Annotated in this window: 15 protein-coding genes; 3 read left to right on the top strand and 12 right to left on the bottom strand. The window is 47.0% G+C overall.

The window, feature by feature from the left end:
* Positions 1-2 precede the first annotated feature (2 nt).
* The 10 genes from NSQ58_RS22545 to hemE all read right to left on the bottom strand — a co-directional run bounded on the left by NSQ58_RS22545 (position 3) and on the right by hemE (position 11,503).
* Positions 3-992, bottom strand: a complete 990-nt coding sequence (locus NSQ58_RS22545; RefSeq protein ID WP_341058226.1) for an aldo/keto reductase family protein — start codon at positions 990-992, stop codon at positions 3-5.
* 153 nt (positions 993-1,145) lie between these two features.
* On the bottom strand, positions 1,146-3,095 hold the full coding sequence (locus NSQ58_RS22540) for an ABC-F family ATP-binding cassette domain-containing protein (protein WP_341058225.1): 1,950 nt from the start codon (positions 3,093-3,095) through the stop codon (positions 1,146-1,148).
* Positions 3,096-3,218: 123 nt separating this feature from the next.
* Positions 3,219-3,797: a TetR/AcrR family transcriptional regulator gene (locus NSQ58_RS22535; protein ID WP_341058224.1), complete on the bottom strand. Its 579-nt coding sequence runs from the start codon at positions 3,795-3,797 to the stop codon at positions 3,219-3,221.
* A gap of 82 nt (positions 3,798-3,879) precedes the next feature.
* Positions 3,880-4,686: a DUF92 domain-containing protein gene (locus tag NSQ58_RS22530; RefSeq protein WP_028542834.1), complete on the bottom strand. Its 807-nt coding sequence runs from the start codon at positions 4,684-4,686 to the stop codon at positions 3,880-3,882.
* A gap of 212 nt (positions 4,687-4,898) precedes the next feature.
* Positions 4,899-5,522 (bottom strand): fumarylacetoacetate hydrolase family protein, encoded by a 624-nt coding sequence (locus tag NSQ58_RS22525; RefSeq protein ID WP_028542835.1) that lies wholly within the window; start codon positions 5,520-5,522, stop codon positions 4,899-4,901.
* Between the two features lie 39 nt (positions 5,523-5,561).
* Complete coding sequence (locus tag NSQ58_RS22520) at positions 5,562-6,332, bottom strand: glycerophosphodiester phosphodiesterase (protein ID WP_075154025.1); 771 nt, start codon at positions 6,330-6,332, stop codon at positions 5,562-5,564.
* 82 nt (positions 6,333-6,414) lie between these two features.
* Entirely contained in the window at positions 6,415-7,893 is a 1,479-nt protein-coding gene (locus NSQ58_RS22515; protein ID WP_069079869.1) for a CapA family protein, read from the bottom strand.
* A 137-nt stretch (positions 7,894-8,030) separates the two neighbouring features.
* Entirely contained in the window at positions 8,031-9,476 is a 1,446-nt protein-coding gene (hemG, locus tag NSQ58_RS22510; protein ID WP_023987999.1) for a protoporphyrinogen oxidase, read from the bottom strand.
* A gap of 7 nt (positions 9,477-9,483) precedes the next feature.
* Positions 9,484-10,425: a ferrochelatase gene (hemH, locus tag NSQ58_RS22505; RefSeq protein ID WP_316243530.1), complete on the bottom strand. Its 942-nt coding sequence runs from the start codon at positions 10,423-10,425 to the stop codon at positions 9,484-9,486.
* Between the two features lie 7 nt (positions 10,426-10,432).
* Positions 10,433-11,503, bottom strand: coding sequence for a uroporphyrinogen decarboxylase (gene hemE / locus NSQ58_RS22500; protein ID WP_023987997.1), 1,071 nt, complete (start codon positions 11,501-11,503; stop codon positions 10,433-10,435).
* A 233-nt stretch (positions 11,504-11,736) separates the two neighbouring features.
* On the opposite strand from hemE, the gene NSQ58_RS22495 reads away from it, so the two are divergent.
* On the top strand, positions 11,737-12,957 hold the full coding sequence (locus NSQ58_RS22495; RefSeq protein ID WP_023987996.1) for an MFS transporter: 1,221 nt from the start codon (positions 11,737-11,739) through the stop codon (positions 12,955-12,957).
* A gap of 112 nt (positions 12,958-13,069) precedes the next feature.
* Here NSQ58_RS22495 and NSQ58_RS22490 read toward each other — a convergent pair whose 3' ends face one another.
* A complete protein-coding gene (locus NSQ58_RS22490) occupies positions 13,070-13,714 on the bottom strand; it encodes an O-methyltransferase (protein WP_081327428.1) in 645 nt (214 codons plus the stop codon).
* A gap of 157 nt (positions 13,715-13,871) precedes the next feature.
* On the opposite strand from NSQ58_RS22490, the gene NSQ58_RS22485 reads away from it, so the two are divergent.
* Together NSQ58_RS22485 and NSQ58_RS22480 are read left to right on the top strand one after the other, a co-directional pair.
* Positions 13,872-15,032, top strand: coding sequence for a THUMP domain-containing class I SAM-dependent RNA methyltransferase (locus NSQ58_RS22485; protein WP_316243528.1), 1,161 nt, complete (start codon positions 13,872-13,874; stop codon positions 15,030-15,032).
* A 188-nt stretch (positions 15,033-15,220) separates the two neighbouring features.
* On the top strand, positions 15,221-17,203 hold the full coding sequence (locus NSQ58_RS22480) for an LTA synthase family protein (protein ID WP_316243527.1): 1,983 nt from the start codon (positions 15,221-15,223) through the stop codon (positions 17,201-17,203).
* 172 nt (positions 17,204-17,375) lie between these two features.
* Here the strand turns inward: NSQ58_RS22480 and NSQ58_RS22475 are convergent, their stop codons facing one another.
* Positions 17,376-17,645 (bottom strand): hypothetical protein, encoded by a 270-nt coding sequence (locus tag NSQ58_RS22475; protein WP_023987992.1) that lies wholly within the window; start codon positions 17,643-17,645, stop codon positions 17,376-17,378.
* Between the last annotated feature and the right edge of the window lie 28 nt (positions 17,646-17,673).

Below are 17,673 nucleotides of genomic sequence, written 5' to 3'. Positions count from 1 at the left end.
TCTTAACCTGTTTTTCTCGGATCACGTTCAACAATACCATTTAAAATGCTATCCAATTGTCTCATGACCTGCCCATCTAGACGGACACCCGCAGCTTTTACGTTCTCTTTAACCTGCCCGGGCTTGGAAGCACCGATAATAGCTGAGGACACTTGCGGGTTTTGTAAAACCCATGCAACTGCAAGCTGGGGTAGCGTCAGTCCGCATTCTTCTGCAATCGGCTGAATTTTCTTTACTGCCAAAAGGACTTCTTTACGTAACCATTGTCCAGCCAAACGTTCAAAAAATGGTGACCCTGCTGTCGTAGAAGCTCGTGAACCCTCGGGTAACGGCTTGTCTGCTGCATATTTACCAGAAAGGATACCTTGTGCCAGAGGTGACCAAACCACCTGCCCAATCCCTTCCTGCTCACAAGCGGGAATCACTTCAGCTTCAATGACACGCCATAGCATGGAATATTGGGGCTGACTTGCCACGAAAGGGACCCTTAATTCCCTAGCCAGAGCAGCTCCTTGCTTTATCTGCTCTGCTGTCCACTCGCTTACTCCTACATACAAAACCTTCCCTTGCCGCACCAAGTCGGATAAGGCCAAAAAAGTTTCTTCAAGCGATACGGTTGGATCAAAACGGTGTGCATAATATACATCAATATAATCCGTTTGTAGGCGTCGAAGAGAAGCATGGCAGGCCTCCATGATATGTTTACGAGACAGCCCTTTATCATTCTGTCCGGTACCTGTGGGATGAAAAACCTTAGTACATAATTCAATACTTTCACGGCGTATTCCCTTTAAAGAATGACCCAAAACCGTTTCCGCCAGGGTATCCGAATACACATCAGCGGTATCAAACGTGGTAATCCCTGAGTCTAGTGCAGCCTTTACACAGGCTTGCGCTATGGTATCATCCACTTGGGCACCGTGGGTGATCCAGTTCCCCAATGCAATCTCACTTACCATCAAACCACTTTTTCCAAGTTTACGATATTCCATTTTCAATTCCTCCCCTCCATCTGCAATCCATTATACCCACTGTAATTTAATATTAGAAATATATAATTCACTCGCTTTTAATATGAAAAACGTATTAATAATTCGATAAAAAAAGCAAGCCCCCACTCTGAATGGTGACTTGCTTCTGTATTTTTAAGATTTACTTTGTTCAATCTGCTCGGCTAGCTCATTCAGGTAGGTCCAGCGTTCCATTTGGTGCTCCAGATGCTGTTCGGCCTTTGCTTGCTCAGCCATGAGCTCCTGTAGTCGTGCTGAATCACTGAAAGACTCTTCCATCTGCCGCTGAATGTCGGCCAACTTCTGTTCGGCTTGTTCAATCAGCTCATCAATTTGCTCATATTCCCGCTGTTCCTTGAAGGTGAATTTAAGCTTGGTTTTACTTGTCTCCTTGACTGAATCGGAAGGACCCGCAGACTTAGGCGCGGAAGAGCGATTCGAGGAAACCGTACTCGTCGAGACAGACGTATTCACAGAAGATTGAGCATTTTTACTGATCCATTCTGCATACTCGCTATAGTCGCCTACATGTACACGTACCTGTCCATCCCCTTCAAACGCCAGTATTTTGTCCACTGTCCGATCCAGGAAATAGCGATCATGAGAAACAATAAACACCACGCCCGGGAATTCATCCAGATAGTCTTCCAAAACGGAAAGGGTTTGGATATCCAGATCATTTGTTGGTTCATCCAGTAATAGCACATTCGGTGCCGACATCAGAACACGAAGCAGATACAAGCGCCGTTTTTCGCCCCCGGACAGCCTGGAAATAACCGTCCATTGCGCGCTTGGTGCAAACAGGAAACGCTCCAGCATTTGTGCTGCTGTAATCGTCGAACCGTCTGCTGTACGAATCACTTCGGCTTCTTCCTTAATATATTCAATAACACGTAATGATTCGTTCATTTCCTGATGTTCCTGAGTAAAATAGCCAAGCTTCACCGTCGGTCCCAGCACAACGTTGCCGGAATCCGGTTCTATGTGCTGGGCAATCATTTGGAGCAGAGTGGATTTCCCACTACCGTTAGGACCTAGGATACCAACACGATCACCAGGAACCGCAATGTAGCTCAAATCCTGTATCAGCTTACGAGAATCTACCGATTTGGACAGATGCTCAATCTCCAATATCTTTTTACCCAGACGTGTGGAGGCAACGGACATATCTACAGATCCAGAACGAGCTTCCGGTTGCTGATCCCTAAGCTGCTCATATCGGTCAATACGCGCTTTCTGCTTGGTGGAACGAGCCTTTGCTCCACGACGAATCCAGGCCAGCTCATTACGCAGCAGGTTCTTCCTTTTTTGTTCCGTAGACGCTTCCCGCTCCTCGCGTTCTGCCTTCAGTTCCAGAAAACGGGTATAGTTAGCCTCATAACGGAAAAGGCGGCCATGATCCAGCTCCAGCATGACATTTGCAACTCTATCCAGAAAATAGCGATCATGCGTGATCATCAACAACGCACCACGTCTTTTTTGCAAATACTGCTCCAACCATTCAACGGACTCATTATCAATATGGTTTGTAGGCTCGTCCAGAATGAGCAACTCGCAGGGTTGGATCAAAGCCGCCGCCAAAGCCACCCGCTTACGCTGCCCGCCGGATAGAACGCCCATACGAGACTCAAACTGGGTAATCCCCAGTCGGGTAAGTATATTTTTGGCCTCACTCTCCAGCTGCCATGCCTGGAACGTATCCATTTGCTGACTCGCTCGCAATAGACGGTTTTGAAGCTCATTGCTACCCGGATTTAACTCCAACAACTCCATGATTTCCGTATATTCACGCACCGCTTTCATCTCAGGCTGGTTGCCATGAAAAATATGCTGGAGTACCTTCATCTCGGGATCAAACTCCGGATTTTGTGCTAGATACTGAATTCGCACATCGTTGTTCACTGCAATATAGCCATCATCTGGCGGCTCTAAGCCGGAAATTACCCGTAAAAACGTTGATTTGCCGGTACCATTTACACCGACGACCCCTATTTTGTCACGTTCATCCATACCAAAGGAAGCATCCTCAAACAACATTTTCTCGCCATAGCTTTTCGTTATATGTTCAACGGTCATAATATTCATACGGATTCCCTACTCTTCCCCAATTTTGTGATGCATCCTGTTTATTTTAACACAGACACAGCCAATGATTAAAAAAACCGTTACCCGAACGAAGTCAGTACGGTTTTTTAGCAACAAGATGTGTTAGGATTTTTGTACCCCGGCTTTACAGCCATGCATAAATAAGTTCGCCGCTAATTCAGCCGTCTGGTCCACGTCACATTCGCGGAAATCTTTATTCAATAAAATATCCATTTTTAGGCGTTCCAACATACCAATGAATGCCTTCGCATGAAACTCGGACTGCTGTACACCCTCTGACGCCAGTTTATTTTTGACCAAATCAGTATAGTCCTGAATAAATCCCCACATAAACTCCATTAGGTCGGGGTCACTGTTGGGGGTCATAAAAAATAATTTAGTATGCTGCTTGCGCTTGAAATAGTAGTGCAGATGCAAATTTGCCATCCGCAGCAGTCCTTCTCCCAAAGTACGATTGATTAATGCGCCTTGCATTTCGGCTAGGTATTGCTCGCAATCTCTACGTGTGACTGCTGTAAATAGCTGCTCTTTGCCTTTAAAGTACAAGTATACTGTGCCTTTGGCAACTCCCGCTTGTTCTGCAATCTCGGAAATTTTGCTTTCATAAAAGCCTTTGGTGCCAAAGACGGTGTAAGCGGCGTCCAAAATAGCTTCATATTTATCTCCTTGTATATCGCCCATCTTAGCACCTCCTTATACAAGGATTGAAACACGGTCAATTCTTATAACAATTTTTTCCTTGTAATGATCTCCAGCTCTGTGTTCAAAGTATAAAAAAAATACCTGCAAGAGCGACCAATCCTCCGAAAATAGAACTAATGCTATTCACCCGATCATTGCTCATCCAACGCCAGCCTCGTACATAGACCGTCGTTTGTCCACAATGTGAGTCTACTTCTACTTCCCGTCCGCAAACCGTGCAGGAACGCATCATTTGCACTGTAGCACCTAGATAGGAATCAGCAAAGGCCCCGGCGCTACCGGATATACCTCCAACCAGTGCCCACAACCATAACGGCAAGCTCGGCGTTCCTATGGCGTGTCCAAAGCCCCATGCACCTATGCCGATCAGTACACCCCCAGCCAAGGCCGCAGCCGTTCCCAATACAGATACTCCACCTGAGGTTCCGGGTGCCAGCACCTTCCCGTTAAGCACCGAACGGGGTGGCCTACGACTCAGGCTGCCAAATTCCGTTGCCCACGTATCGGATGTTACCGTAGCCATGACACCGACAAAAGCCAGCTGCCACGTAACATGAGGCCATATCGCATAGCCCAGGCATAACAGCATACCTAATCCCCCATTGGCCCATACTTGGCCTGCATCCCGGTTTCCGGTTTTGGCATACGATTTTTCCAGCTCAGCCTTGCGCTCCTTTTTGAACCTCGACAGGAGGGTCGACGTGATAAAGAACAAGAGCAATGTGCCGAACCAGAACAGGTTACCCGCCCCATAATATACGGTTCCCATCAGTACAGCCGTGGCAAAGCCAGATAAGGTTAAGGATTTTTTATAAAATGCAGCTCCCGCCACCACAGCAGCACAAAGCAATCCGATGATCCAGTCCATGATATACCCCCGCTTTTGAAATGAATCTCCGTTTTTCTTTTTTCGTTCTGTATATTATTGTACAATGCTCTACACTTATATAAAAGCCGTGTCCCATGCTTTGGCACAGGACACGGCCTTCACAATGCTTTTCTAAGGGAATCGCTCTTTATTTCCCAACTACCAAGAACATTCCCTTTTTTAATCCTCATCCATGAATGCCGTTCACAAGTTTATGCGATGGTGAAGCTCCCCTGACGATCACTCCCCCAGAAAAGCTCAAAGCGATCCCCGCTTGCTGTAGGCCCTACTCCTGCTGGAGTACCTGTAAAAATAATATCTCCTTCACCCAGCCCATAATGAGTCGCTATATATTCGACGATGTGCTGGATAGAAAAAATCATATCTTTAACATGTCCACGCTGGACTTCCTGTCCATTTTTGAGCAAGGAAAAATCCTGCTGCTCCAGCATGTCCAATTTTTCTAAAGGCAGGAATGGTGTCACGGGAGCAGACGATTTAAAGCCTTTGGCGGCGGTCCATGGATGGCCTTTTTTCTTGAGAACACTTTGTACATCACGCAGGGTAAAATCAATGCCGAATGCAAATGCGTTCAGACACGTATCTGCAGACATGCCTGGTTCGTATTTACGTCCTACAGCCACGACCAGCTCAGTCTCAAAATGAATATCTCCCTGCCCCTGAGGAAGCTCCAGCGTGGCGCCATCCAGCGGCACAACCGCATGAGACGGCTTCAAAAAAATCATCGGTTCTGCGGGAACCTCATTACCCAGCTCCTCCGCATGCAGCTTATAATTGCGCCCAACACAGTAAACATTACGAATTTCCACGTTCATTACGATCCGTCACCCTTCCCGCGTATGTAGTCCAATTGATTAACGAATAAGTTTACGTATATAGTGCCACATCCGGTGCTTGGAAAGCAAAAAAACCTGTTCCCAGCGATCCGGCCAATTAGTGCAAATCATCAATTCAGGATGTAATGAGGACAATTTCCGCATTATACGGCGGTCATCCACCGTCCACGCCATGACAGTAATACCGCGGCCAGTGAGATCTTTCATCAGGTTTCGATCCAAACGCGGATAGCCCATGGATAAAAAAGTGCATTGTAGCTGCTCCAGTTGCTTTGCCAAATCATCTGGACGCGCGTCGATAATCAATCCGGTACGGATCTCAGGAGACAGCTCCTTAGCCCGGCGTAATGCGGCACGCTCAAAAGAGGTTAATACCACCTCTCCCTCCATCCCCCTCATCACAATTTCACGGAGTACGGCTTTCTCCAGTCCCGGATACATATCTCCCGCTGTTTTAAGCTCAATATTGAGTGATGCGCGGCCACGACATAAATCCAGTACCTGTGCGAGGGAAGGGATCATTTCTTCACGGTATTCTGCACTTTTCCAGCTACCAGCATCAAGTTGTTGCAATGCTTTCCAGTCTGAATCCTTTACTTTCCCTGTACCATTCGTCGTTCGCTCCAGCGTAAAATCATGAATTACCACCGGAACACCGTCCTTTGACAGCTGTACATCCAGCTCAACCCAGTGTACAAACGGCTGCTCCAACGCAAGCTTAAAGGCTGCCATCGTGTTCTCGGGAGCAATACCCGAAAAACCGCGGTGAGCCACGCACAAATGATTCATCTTGTTATGACCTCCATCCACAAAGGAGTCCCTCATACGATCATTCCGTCAATTTCCATATAAAAAATTTCTTTTCGAACTTCTATTGAGTGCTTACTGTACCATCCGTCCCTATCGAGACATTTCCCGGTGACAGTGCCGCCACTCTCTGCAAAATTTTGCTGGCCTCCGTATCCTTCAATGGGATCGGTTGACCCAGCTCCGCCCGATAAGGGGTCAGCTTCATTTCGCAAGCCCCTTTTCGGGTGCAGGTTGCCTGAAATATCGCTGTATCCCAAGTGGCTGGCACCGTTGATTTAGAAAAAATGAAATTGCCTGTGCTGTATGCGATCCATTTACCTTTATATTGCTCCATCCCTTGAAGCACATGTGGATGACCGCCAATGACAAGATCAGCTCCAGCATCAATAAAAGCATGCGATAACTCGGTCTGATGGGGCTCAAGTGCAGTAGCGCGCTCCTTCCCCCAATGGGCAATGACAATCACCAGATCGGCCTGCATTCGTGCCTCACGGATGGACTTTACGATAGCGGACGAATCATAGGCTCCTGCTACACCGGGCAGTTTGGCGCCTGCATTCCAGTTGGCTTCAGGCATGACACGTGTAGTCCCTAATAACGCAATTTTGATCCCTTTACGTTCAAAATAATGCGGCGCATACGCTTCTTTTGCATTACGTCCGGCTCCAGCATGGGAAATACCTTTTTCATCCAGATATTTCAGTGTATCCAATAATCCGTCTGTGCCCTGATCCAAAATGTGATTATTGGCCAAATTGACAGCATCTATCCCTGCCGCAGCCAACGCAGTTAACGCCTTGGGCGAAGATTTATACACATACGTTTTATTTAACGCACCCACACCATTCGTTGTCACGGGCGTTTCCAGATTGGCAATCGTCAGATCGTCTTTATGAAACAAGTTTCCGAGATATTGATAAGGAAAATCAAACCCATTCTGTTCCAATCGCTGCTCAACTTTACCGGAAAATTGCACATCCCCTACAAAGTGAAGCGTGACTGTCGGAGAATCTGCACCGTCTGTTTTGGATTTTTTCACATCCTCCGTTCCTCCCTTATCGGCGGATGGATTACCGTCGTATACATCCTTAGACGTATCGTTCCCTGCCTGCCCGTCTTTCCCCGAGGATAATTTTGCTCCTGAAGAGCTGCCTTGGGGAGCATTTGTGTCAGACGTTGTCGCGGGACGATGGCTTGTGTCTGAAGCAGCAGATTGCTTCGTTTCATCGTCAGCAAATTGTTTATCTGCATGGGGGCCTTCGTCCAGCTGTTTATTTGACAAGGCTGTAACATTTTCACTGACCGAGGGAGTAGACCGCTCTTCACTAGCAGATTCCGATTGGATTTTCTTCTCCGTTTGCGAATACCCGGCATTTTCCGCAAGAGAGCCACTGTTGTCGTGTTCAAATATGTAATAATAACCGAAAAGACCTACGATCATAAGCAGCAGGACCAGATTCGTAATAATCCAAGCCTTGCCTATTTTTGGTTTTCTCGCTTTCTTGCGACCTTCATTTCTCTGTGATCTGGGAGGGTACATTCTTCACTCCTTCTATGCTATTGCATATGCATAACTTCATTATTAGCTAGCGAATTTTACACCTTCTCCATTATATATCAAATTTCAATATAAATAGAACCCCTCGCCTGCATCGCGAAGGGTTCATCATTGAACATTTACACCTGTACCTTGACCGCTTCCTGCTGTGTCGTTTGTACGGAATGGGAGGCCCATTCCTTAGCCTGACGGATACAATCCGGTAAACCAATCGCATCATAGCCAGCACCCAACACATACACTCCTGGCATGGCAGTTTGTAACTCTTCCCGCAAATCAGCTATAGCCTGCGGATGCCCTACCGGATATTGCGGCATGGAATTGCGAAGACGTGTAATTTCCGTGAACAACGGAGTTGCTGTAACCCCCATCATCTCTTTCAAATCCTTACGTACCAGTGCAATCAGCTCATCATTAGGTAACTCTACAGTGTCTTCAGCTCCTGCTCGCCCTACATAACAGCGCAACAGCACCTTATCATCCGGGCTAGTATGTAGCCACTTGGCAGACGTCCATGTGCAAGCGGTCACGCTGCGTCCTTCTTTGCGAGGGACCAGAAAACCAGAACCGTCAAAGACATTCTCAATATCTTTTTTATCGAAGGCCATGACCACGTTTGCTACGGAGACATAATTAACGGCTTCCAGTGCAGCCACATTGACATGATCTCGCAATAGCGGCGCAGCAGCAAAGTTGGGAGTCGTTACAAAAATATCATCCGCCTCCAGCGTCTCTCCATTATCCAGCATAACGCGATATGGGCTGTCTCCACTTTCCGTGGTCTTTGTGAATTCTGTAACAGCAATTCCGGTGCGTAAATCACAGTCATACAAATCATTCAGCAACGCATGCACCAAACTTTGCAAGCCTTGACGGAAGGTCAAAAAGGCGCTTTTTTTCGTACCTGTATGTGTTTCAGCTGGTTTTCGGCCTGTCATCATCCCGTGAATGAGGCTTCCGTATTGTTGCTCTACCTCAGCAAATTGTGGGAAGGTCGCCTGCAAACTTAGCGTCTTCATGTTGGCAGCATAAATCCCCGCCAGCAGTGGCTCAGTTACATTTTCCAGCACTTCTTTGCCCAGTCGGCGTTCAATAAAATCACCCAACGCCTCATCTCCCGGTACACGGCGAGGCGGAATGACAAAATCCATCATAGCCCGCATTTTCCCGCCTAGAGAGATCAAGCCGCTGCGCAAAAAGGGTTTCAGCTCTGTTGGAATCCCCAGCACCAGCCCAGGAGGCATCGGATGAAGCTGTCCTTCATGCAAAATGTATGTCTTTTTAGCCTCAGGATTTGTGCTCACCAGTTCATGATCCAACTCCAGCTCTTTTGCCAGGTCTATCATGGCCGTTTTACGGGCCAGAAAGGAATCTGGCCCCTTTTCAATTACAAAACCATCTTTATGCAGCGTTTCAATTTTCCCGCCCAGCACGGAAGCTTTCTCCACCAACGTAATTCGAGGTGTATAGCCAGCTTCTTTGTACATTTTTCGTGTATAAAAAGCAGTGCTAAGCCCGGTCAAGCCTCCGCCTACAATTACAATATTACGTAACTTTTGCTCCATTATGTCCTCATCCCTTTTTCCATTGGTCTATGATGACATCACTAAGCGTCTCCATATACAGTGGATCACTGTTGAGTGAATCAATACGCTGAAAACGCATATCCAATTCCTTCGCTAACGCCTGTGCTTCAATATCCAGATCGTATAACACCTCTAAGTGATCAGAAACAAAGCCAACTGGCGCAGCCAGCACATACTCCACTTGCTCCTCTTTAAGACTGTGCATGGTATCCAAAATGTCTGGCCCCAGCCATGGCTCTGCTGTACGACCGGCGCTTTGCCACGTAAACTGCCAGTTGGTAATTCCCGCCTTGTCCGCAACAGCCTGCGATGTAGCCATTAATTGCTCAACATAAGGATCACCCATAGCCAAAATCCGTTCAGGCAAGCTGTGCGCACTAAACAGAACACGAACCTCATCCCGCTTGGCTCCAGCTTCTTCAAAAAGCGCCAGTTTGGCGTTTACACGCTCAGTCAGCGTCTTAATCAGCTTTGGATGAAGATAATAGCTCTCCACAAATGATATGGCTAGATCCAGTTCCTGTGCCTTAGCCTGTGCGCGCTTAATATAAGTGCCTACACTCATAACGGAATAGTGAGGAGCCAGCACGACACCCACCGCTGTACGAATGCCATCATGCACCATAGCTTCCACACCGTCTTCAATAAACGGTTTGGCATGTTTGAGTCCCTGATAACAGACAAATTCAATGTCCGGGTTGCGATTTTCCCGATTTAAGGTTTCCTGCAAGTTTTGAACCTGCCGATCCGTGTTCTGCCGCAGCGGAAACACACCGCCTACAATAGTTTCATAACGATCCTTTAATTCTTTTAACTGCTCCGGCGAGGGAGCATTGCCGCGACGAATATGTGTATAATAGGCTTCCACCTGATCCAGACTCTCCGGCGTCCCGTAGGACATGACCAGTACACCCACTTTTGTTTTCATTAACAGATCACCTCTTAACATTTCTAATGTATTCATTTTTTGACAAAACCGAGCGGGAATACTCATGTACATAATTAGTAAGCTCTCTTAGCTTATCTAGCGAGGCCTCAGGAAATAAACCATGACCGAGATTGAAAATGTAACCCGGCTCCAAAATGCCTTCATCTACAATGGTTTTCGCATACTGCTTGATAACATCGATTGGCGCAGTAAGCACATAAGGATCCAGGTTTCCCTGTACACCAAAACCGTTCCCCAAGCGACGACGTCCTTCAGGTATACTTACCCGCCAGTCCAGTCCAATCACATCGGCTTTTAACCCATTCAAGTGTGGGAGCAATTCACCAGAGCTTACGCCCGGAAAATAAATTTTAGGTACATCCAGATCAGATAGTTCATGGAAAATACGTGTGATAGTCGGCAGCACAAAAGTTTGAAAATCATAAGGCGAGAGCGCACCTACCCAGCTATCAAACAATTGAAAAGCCTTACCGCCATTAGCGATATGGGCTCGCACGTATGTAATAACCATGTCTCCTAGCTTATCCATCAGGCGATGCCACAGCTCAGGCTCTCCATACATCATCGCTTTGGTGCGAATATATCCTTTCGAAGGCCTTCCTTCTATTAAATAGCTTGCAATGGTAAAAGGCGCTCCAGCGAACGTAATCAATGGCACGTTTAGTTCACGGTCCAAAATACGAATCGTTTCCAAAATATGACCCAAATCGCGTTCCACATCAATTGGACGCAACTTATCTACGTCTGCGGCTGACCGGATCGGATTATCAATAACCGGGCCAATATTTTTGACAATATCAAAATCAACCCCTAGCGAGGCTACCGGATTCATAATATCAGAATATAAAATTGCAGCGTCCACCCCAAGCTTGCGCACGGGCATCAAAGTCACTTCTGCGGCCAACTCGGGCTGGCGGCATATTTCAAGCAACGTGTATTTTTCTTTAATCTTGCGATACTCAGGGTCATACCTTCCGGCCTGCCGCATGTACCATACGGGAATATGATCCACAGCTTGCTTGCGGCAAGCGCGGATAAAAGTATCATTGTAGGTCATGACTTCAGCCTCCAGTTCGAATCATAAATACTATATTTTATTATGCCCTTTTTCAAGAGTCGTAACAACCGCAGCTCTCGAACAAACCATGACAAACCCATGACATTTGGATAAAGTTTCAATGAAGTGTGCTATACTAGAGAAATGGCTTTTTTAAAGCTCCGGAGAAGTTATGCTTGGATAAGTAGGATTTACAACAGGATGAGAATGGGCAGAAAGGAAGTGAAAGCACATTGAAAACGTGGGAGACGTGGAAAATCAATCTCATTGTGCTTTGGTTCGGTCAGTTTCTGGTCAATGCGGGTATTACGATGATTACTCCGTTCCTCGCCCTGTATCTGGCTCAGGACCTTCATGTGAAGGGAGAGCACGATATTGGTCTATGGGCCGGAGTTATTTTTGCCGCTAACTTTTTGACCTCATTTATGTTCCAGCCTTTGTGGGGCAAGCTGGCTGACCGATATGGACGTAAAGTCATGCTGCTTCGCTCTGGCTTTGGTATGGCTTTGGTCATCGGATGTATGGGTTTGGTCACCCACCCGTGGCAACTGCTAGCGCTTCGCCTGCTGAACGGTACGATTTCGGGTTTCAATCCGGCATCGATTTCCCTAGTGTCGGGTACCACTCCCAAAGAGCGAACCGGATTCGCTATGGGGATTATGCAATCCGGTCAGATGGCTGGCACGATTCTCGGCCCTCTGCTAGGCGGATTTTTGGCTGATTGGGTCGGATTCAGACCGATCTTTTATATTACAGGCGCTCTAATTCTTATAGCCTCGCTCATCGCAATGTTTCTGGTTAAAGAAAATTTCAGCAAAACGGAAGCTGCACGCATACCGCAAATTTCGGTTCTTGCCGGATTAAAGGAGCTAAGCCATACGCCCCAGCTTCCGGCTTTGTTCACCGTAACGTTTCTGCTCCAGTTTGCCATGATCAGTACGGTATCTCTGCTGCCGTTATATGTGCAAAAACTGTACGGGTCGGCAGAAGGAATTGCGCTGATTGCCGGATTCGTTACGGCTATTACAGGCGTATCCAATATGGTTGCTGCACCGCTCCTTGGAAGATTGAGTGACAAGATAGGGGCGCACAAGATCTTGACCATTGCACTGCTCGGAACGGCGGTTATGCTCATTCCGCAGGCTTTTGTCAATGAAGTATGGCAACTTGTCATTATCCGTTTTTTCATGGGTGTATTTATGGGCGGTCTGCTACCAAGCGTAAATGCGTTGATTCGCACGTATACACCGGAAGGAATGGAAAGCCGTTCTTTCGGCTTCAATACCAGTTCGCTAGCGCTCGGAAATATGCTGGGTGCTGTCATTGGCGGGGTGCTATCCGGGTTTATTGGCATCGAAGGACTGTTTATCATGTCAGGTGTCCTGTTAATCGTCAACATATTCTGGGTACGCATGAAGCTTTTTGATCGTAAGGCTACGCCTGATTTCAGGTAAGATAACCTTCGGGTAAGACAAGCCTGCCTTAACAGACAAGAACCACCTTGTTCACGCTGCCGTGGACAAGGTGGTTCTTTCTTTATATGTGGCTATACATGGGGAATGAACGCTATTTAACTCGAGCTAGCGCCAATCCATCGTACGCTGGCAAAAGCGTGCTGACCAGCCGTGGATCTGTTGCTATCGTTTCATTAAAACGTCTCACGGCCTGGACGGCAGGGCCGTTCTTATCCGTATTCAGCGTCCGTCCGCGAAGGAAACAGTTGTCTCCCGCAATAATGGCACCCGGATTCGCCAGAGCAATCGCATATTCCAGATACACTGGGTAATTTTCCTTATCTGCATCAATAAAGAAAAAATCGAATGTTCTTCCCTCTTCCTGAAGTTCCTTCAAACTATCCGCTGCGGGTCCGATACGGTATTCGACACGGTCACCGTAGCCGTTGTTTTCCATATGTCGATGTGCCAGCGCTGCGTACGCTTCTTTCAGCTCCAGTGACACAATGCGGCCCTTTTCTCCCAGCCCACGGGCCAGACATAATCCACTGTAGCCGCCTAATGCGCCGATTTCCAATACATGCTGTGCGCCAGATACTTCAATTAGAAAGGTCAACAGTTTTCCGTAAGGATGAGCAACGGATACTTCCGGCATACCTTCTTTAACGATAGCCTCCCTAATACTGCACAGTGCTTCATCTTCTCGTACCAGCTGGTCTACATATTGTTCAGGCGTCATATTTGGTGTAATTTTCACGGTTCATCTCTCCTTCTTGCTTAATCATAGCTCAGGTTGGACGTGGTGTCCTTCGTAAATTTTTCACCTTAATGATTTGTCTCTTCGAGTACAATGACCTATACTATAGGGATTGAACCAAGCTTACATGATTATGGGGACGGAGTGAATACGTTTAATGACTCAACTGCAACTAATTGCAACTGCGCCAATGGGACTTGAAGCCGTCGTGGCCCGGGAACTCAGAGAACTCGGATACGAAGATCTGACCGTTGAAAATGGCCGCGTCGTTTTTACCGGAGATTATATGGATATATGCCGGTGTAACCTGTGGCTTCGCACATCAGACCGCGTGCTTATAAAAATGGGTGAATTTGCTGCAACTACCTTCGACGAGCTGTTCGAGGGTACCAAAGCATTGCCTTGGCAGGATTGGATTCCTGTAGATGGTGAATTTCCCGTAGAGGGACGTTCGCACAAATCACAGCTTAGTAGCGTACCAGCCAGTCAGGGAATCGTCAAGAAGGCGATTGTAGAGAAGCTCAAGGAAACCTACCACACAGATTGGTTTACTGAAGATGGCCCTCGTTACGTCATTGAGGTCATTCTATTGAATGATCGTGCATTGCTGACACTTGATACGACCGGTCCAGGACTGCACAAACGCGGCTATCGTAAGCTCGTTACAGAGGCGCCTCTCAAAGAAACGATGGCTTCTGCTCTTATTCAGCTTAGTCGCTGGAGCCCTGACCGACCATTCTATGACCCATGCTGCGGTTCCGGTACTTTATTGGTCGAAGCTGCCATGCAAGCCTGGAACATTGCACCAGGCCTGAGACGTACCTTTAACTCGGAAGACTGGCCTGTCATTGGCAGAGAATTATGGGATCAGGCTCGCGACGAAGCGATGGATTTGACCCGCGATGACATTCCTTTTGAGATTGCAGGTAGCGATATCGACCCAAATGCCATACAAGTTGCTGAGGCAGCTGTAAAAGCAGCAGGCTTTGCTAAAGACATCCCTCTTAAGGTAATGCCTGTAACTAAAGTCAGACTCGAAGGACAATATGGTGTGATGATTACAAACCCACCTTATGGCGAGAGGCTGAGCGAGCAATCCGAGGTGGAAAAGCTGATCCGTTCACTCTCACGCACGGCAGCCGAAATGAAGACTTGGTCCTTCTTTGCCATCAGCTCCACCAAGCAATTTGAGCATTATTGGGGCCGTAAAGCAGACAAGCGCCGGAAGCTGTTTAACGGCCGTATTGAATGCCAATACTATCAGTATCTAGGCCCTCTGCCTCCGCGCCGCAAAGATACTTCGCCGTTGCAGCCTTAAATATGATGAAGTTTAGGCCAGGAAACGAACCCTCTGTTCGTTCTTCTGGCCTAATTTGTGCTGTATTTTCTTTACTTAATCATTGAAATGCGCGAGATGAGCGCTATAATAATTAAAGGCATTTCGGTTTTAACATTACGTTAATATGTAGTTTATACTAGCCGAACATTTCTGCCGGAGGGGGTAAAGTGTTGGTTATTCGCACGTCCAGTGCAAGTCGCACTGGTAACACGTTCAGCAGAGTGCTGCTGTCTCGATATTTTGGATTAGGTCTGTTTTTTGTACTTATGATCGGCAAGCTCGTACTGATTCACTATAACTTGCATGCCCAAAATATTGACATGAATCCGCTGGATTATGTCATCGCTATTGGTTCTCTTTTACTTGTGAGCTTCTGGACCTTATGGCTACCACGTCGCGGACGTTTGATTGCTCTTGTGGTGCTCGATATTTTGCTCACCGCGCTCATTTATTCCGACATGGTTTATTATCGGTATTTCCAGGATTTCATTACGATTCCCGTCTTACTTCAAGCCGGACAAGTTGATTCTCTGGGCGGGAGTATCGCATCCCTTATGTACTGGTGGGATATTTTCTTTTTTGCAGACTGGATTCTGTTCATTCCGTATGTCATATTTGTGGCTTCGTTACGACGTCGACTTACAACGAATGATACTTATTTAGAAGCATCCCGAAGCTCGTTCACAAGGAGGTTCCTGCTTCGCTTCTCCAAAGGGGCATTGGCCTTCCTGATTGGCTATGTATTGACATTTGGGCCGATCAAATATTATACCTCCACATGGGCAACTGGCATATTTGTCGGCAACTGGTGGTCGATGGCCTTGTACAACGTAACCGGATTGATCGGATTTCATGGATATGACATCTACCGCTATGGTCAGGATCACCTTGGTCCCCAGCCTACATTGGCTCAAGCAGAATCCGATAAGGATAAGGAATGGTTTAATCAGCACCAAAAGTTGCTTCAGGTTAAAAATGATCTATCTGGCAAGTATAAGGGCAAAAACGTGATGGTCATACAAGCTGAAGCGTTCATGAACTTTTTTATCGGCAAACAGGTCAACGGTCAAGCGATTACGCCTAACTTTGACAAACTGACGAAGGAAAGCATGTATTTCAACAATTATTTTCACCAGACTGCGCAGGGTCGTACTTCGGACGCGGACTTCTCTACACATGCTTCGCTGCATCCGCTCCCTACTGGCTCGGTATTTATCCGTTATGCGGACCATAAATTCGATACGTTACCTTCCATTTTGAAGGATACTGGGTATAGTCCCAATGCGTTTCACGTGTACGACAGCAGCTTCTGGAACCGTTACACCATGTATAAGGCAATGAACTATGACAAGTTCTACAGTAAAAAAGATTTTAAAATAGATGAGCCACTGGGCTGGTCCCTAGGAGATAAATCCTTTTTCCGTCAAACGCTCAATGATCTCACCACCGAAGTTAAGCAGCCGTTCTACGCCTATATGGTCGGTATCTCCAGCCATCATCCGTACAACCTGTCACCTGACGCGGTAGATTTGGACGTTGGCGAGTTTGAAGGTACCATGTTCGGAGACTATCTGAAATCTGTCCATTATGTAGATGAAGCACTGGGCGAATTGGTAGATCAGATGAAGAAAGACGGACTGTGGGATGATACGATTCTGATGTTTTATGGGGATCATGACAATTCTATTAAAGACAAAGCACTGTATGAGAAGTTTTTAGGCAAGCCACTTACGGATCTGGACATGCAGAAAATCATGAATCAGGTGCCATTGCTTGTGCATCTTCCTGACGGAAGTCAGGCGGGCACGTATACGGAACCGGCAGGTCAGTTGGATCTGACGCCTTCCGTAATGCACCTACTTGGGATTTCTACAAAACCATATCATTTTATGGGAAACGATCTGTTTAGCGGGAAGCCTCGTATGGTTGTGCTGCGTACTGGTGCTTTCACCGATGGACGAGTGTACTACATTCCATCTGAAGACGGTACATTTTCCAAAGGGACCTGTTACAACCTGAATACAGGCCAGCCTACAGATGTAAACGCCTGCGGACCGGGCTATACCGAAGCTCTCAATCGGTTGAACATATCTGATCAGGTTATCACATACGATCTTATTCGCGAATGGGAACCACAAACAAAGAAGTAACTCCTTCTGTATCTAATAGACTTTCTGTGGGAGGTTGCTAACATAGCATCCTCCCCGAACGCTTTAAGGATGCCGATCGCATACCCACCCTGTATATAACAAAAAAGCACGATCCATCAGCTTGTAAGTGCTATGGATCGTGCTTTTTTATATGGATTGTCACTCGACTGCGCTAGGAACGCAACGTTTTTTTAGCTTGTTCAAGCCGTTGTACCTCTTCACCAAGCATGTCCTCTGCAACTTCTACTGAGTCGTCACCAAGGCTATCCTTTGCCTGCTGTATGGCATGTTCCGCATGAGTGCGAGATTGCTCCGCCTGTTCAATCAGTTGCTCAGCCGGATGTGACAATGCCTGAGAGACGGCATTGTGTAGCCTGTCCACCGAGTTTTGTGTTTGAGCTTCAACACTGTGATTGTCAAGATTAGAATCATATTGGGCCATGAGTCACTCCTCCTTCTGGGCAGTGGTC

The sequence above is a fragment of the Paenibacillus sp. FSL M7-0134 genome (genome assembly GCF_038007865.1).
Classification (GTDB): domain Bacteria; phylum Bacillota; class Bacilli; order Paenibacillales; family Paenibacillaceae; genus Paenibacillus; species Paenibacillus polymyxa_B.
Note: the sequence above shows the minus strand (reverse complement) of the source record. Positions and strands in the feature narration are given on the sequence as shown.

Bases quoted from the DNA above. Each gene is read 5' to 3' on its own strand.
- NSQ58_RS22545 (WP_341058226.1), bottom strand. From the start codon at position 992: ATGGAATATCGTAAACTTGGAAAAAGTGGTTTGATGGTAAGTGAGATT.
- NSQ58_RS22540 (WP_341058225.1), bottom strand. From the start codon at position 3,095: ATGAATATTATGACCGTTGAACATATAACGAAAAGCTATGGCGAGAAA.
- NSQ58_RS22535 (WP_341058224.1), bottom strand. From the start codon at position 3,797: ATGGGCGATATACAAGGAGATAAATATGAAGCTATTTTGGACGCCGCT.
- NSQ58_RS22530 (WP_028542834.1), bottom strand. From the start codon at position 4,686: ATGGACTGGATCATCGGATTGCTTTGTGCTGCTGTGGTGGCGGGAGCT.
- NSQ58_RS22525 (WP_028542835.1), bottom strand. From the start codon at position 5,522: ATGAACGTGGAAATTCGTAATGTTTACTGTGTTGGGCGCAATTATAAG.
- NSQ58_RS22520 (WP_075154025.1), bottom strand. From the start codon at position 6,332: ATGAATCATTTGTGCGTGGCTCACCGCGGTTTTTCGGGTATTGCTCCC.
- NSQ58_RS22515 (WP_069079869.1), bottom strand. From the start codon at position 7,893: ATGTACCCTCCCAGATCACAGAGAAATGAAGGTCGCAAGAAAGCGAGA.
- hemG (WP_023987999.1), bottom strand. From the start codon at position 9,476: ATGGAGCAAAAGTTACGTAATATTGTAATTGTAGGCGGAGGCTTGACC.
- hemH (WP_316243530.1), bottom strand. From the start codon at position 10,425: ATGAAAACAAAAGTGGGTGTACTGGTCATGTCCTACGGGACGCCGGAG.
- hemE (WP_023987997.1), bottom strand. From the start codon at position 11,503: ATGACCTACAATGATACTTTTATCCGCGCTTGCCGCAAGCAAGCTGTG.
- NSQ58_RS22485 (WP_316243528.1), top strand. From the start codon at position 13,872: ATGACTCAACTGCAACTAATTGCAACTGCGCCAATGGGACTTGAAGCC.
- NSQ58_RS22475 (WP_023987992.1), bottom strand. From the start codon at position 17,645: ATGGCCCAATATGATTCTAATCTTGACAATCACAGTGTTGAAGCTCAA.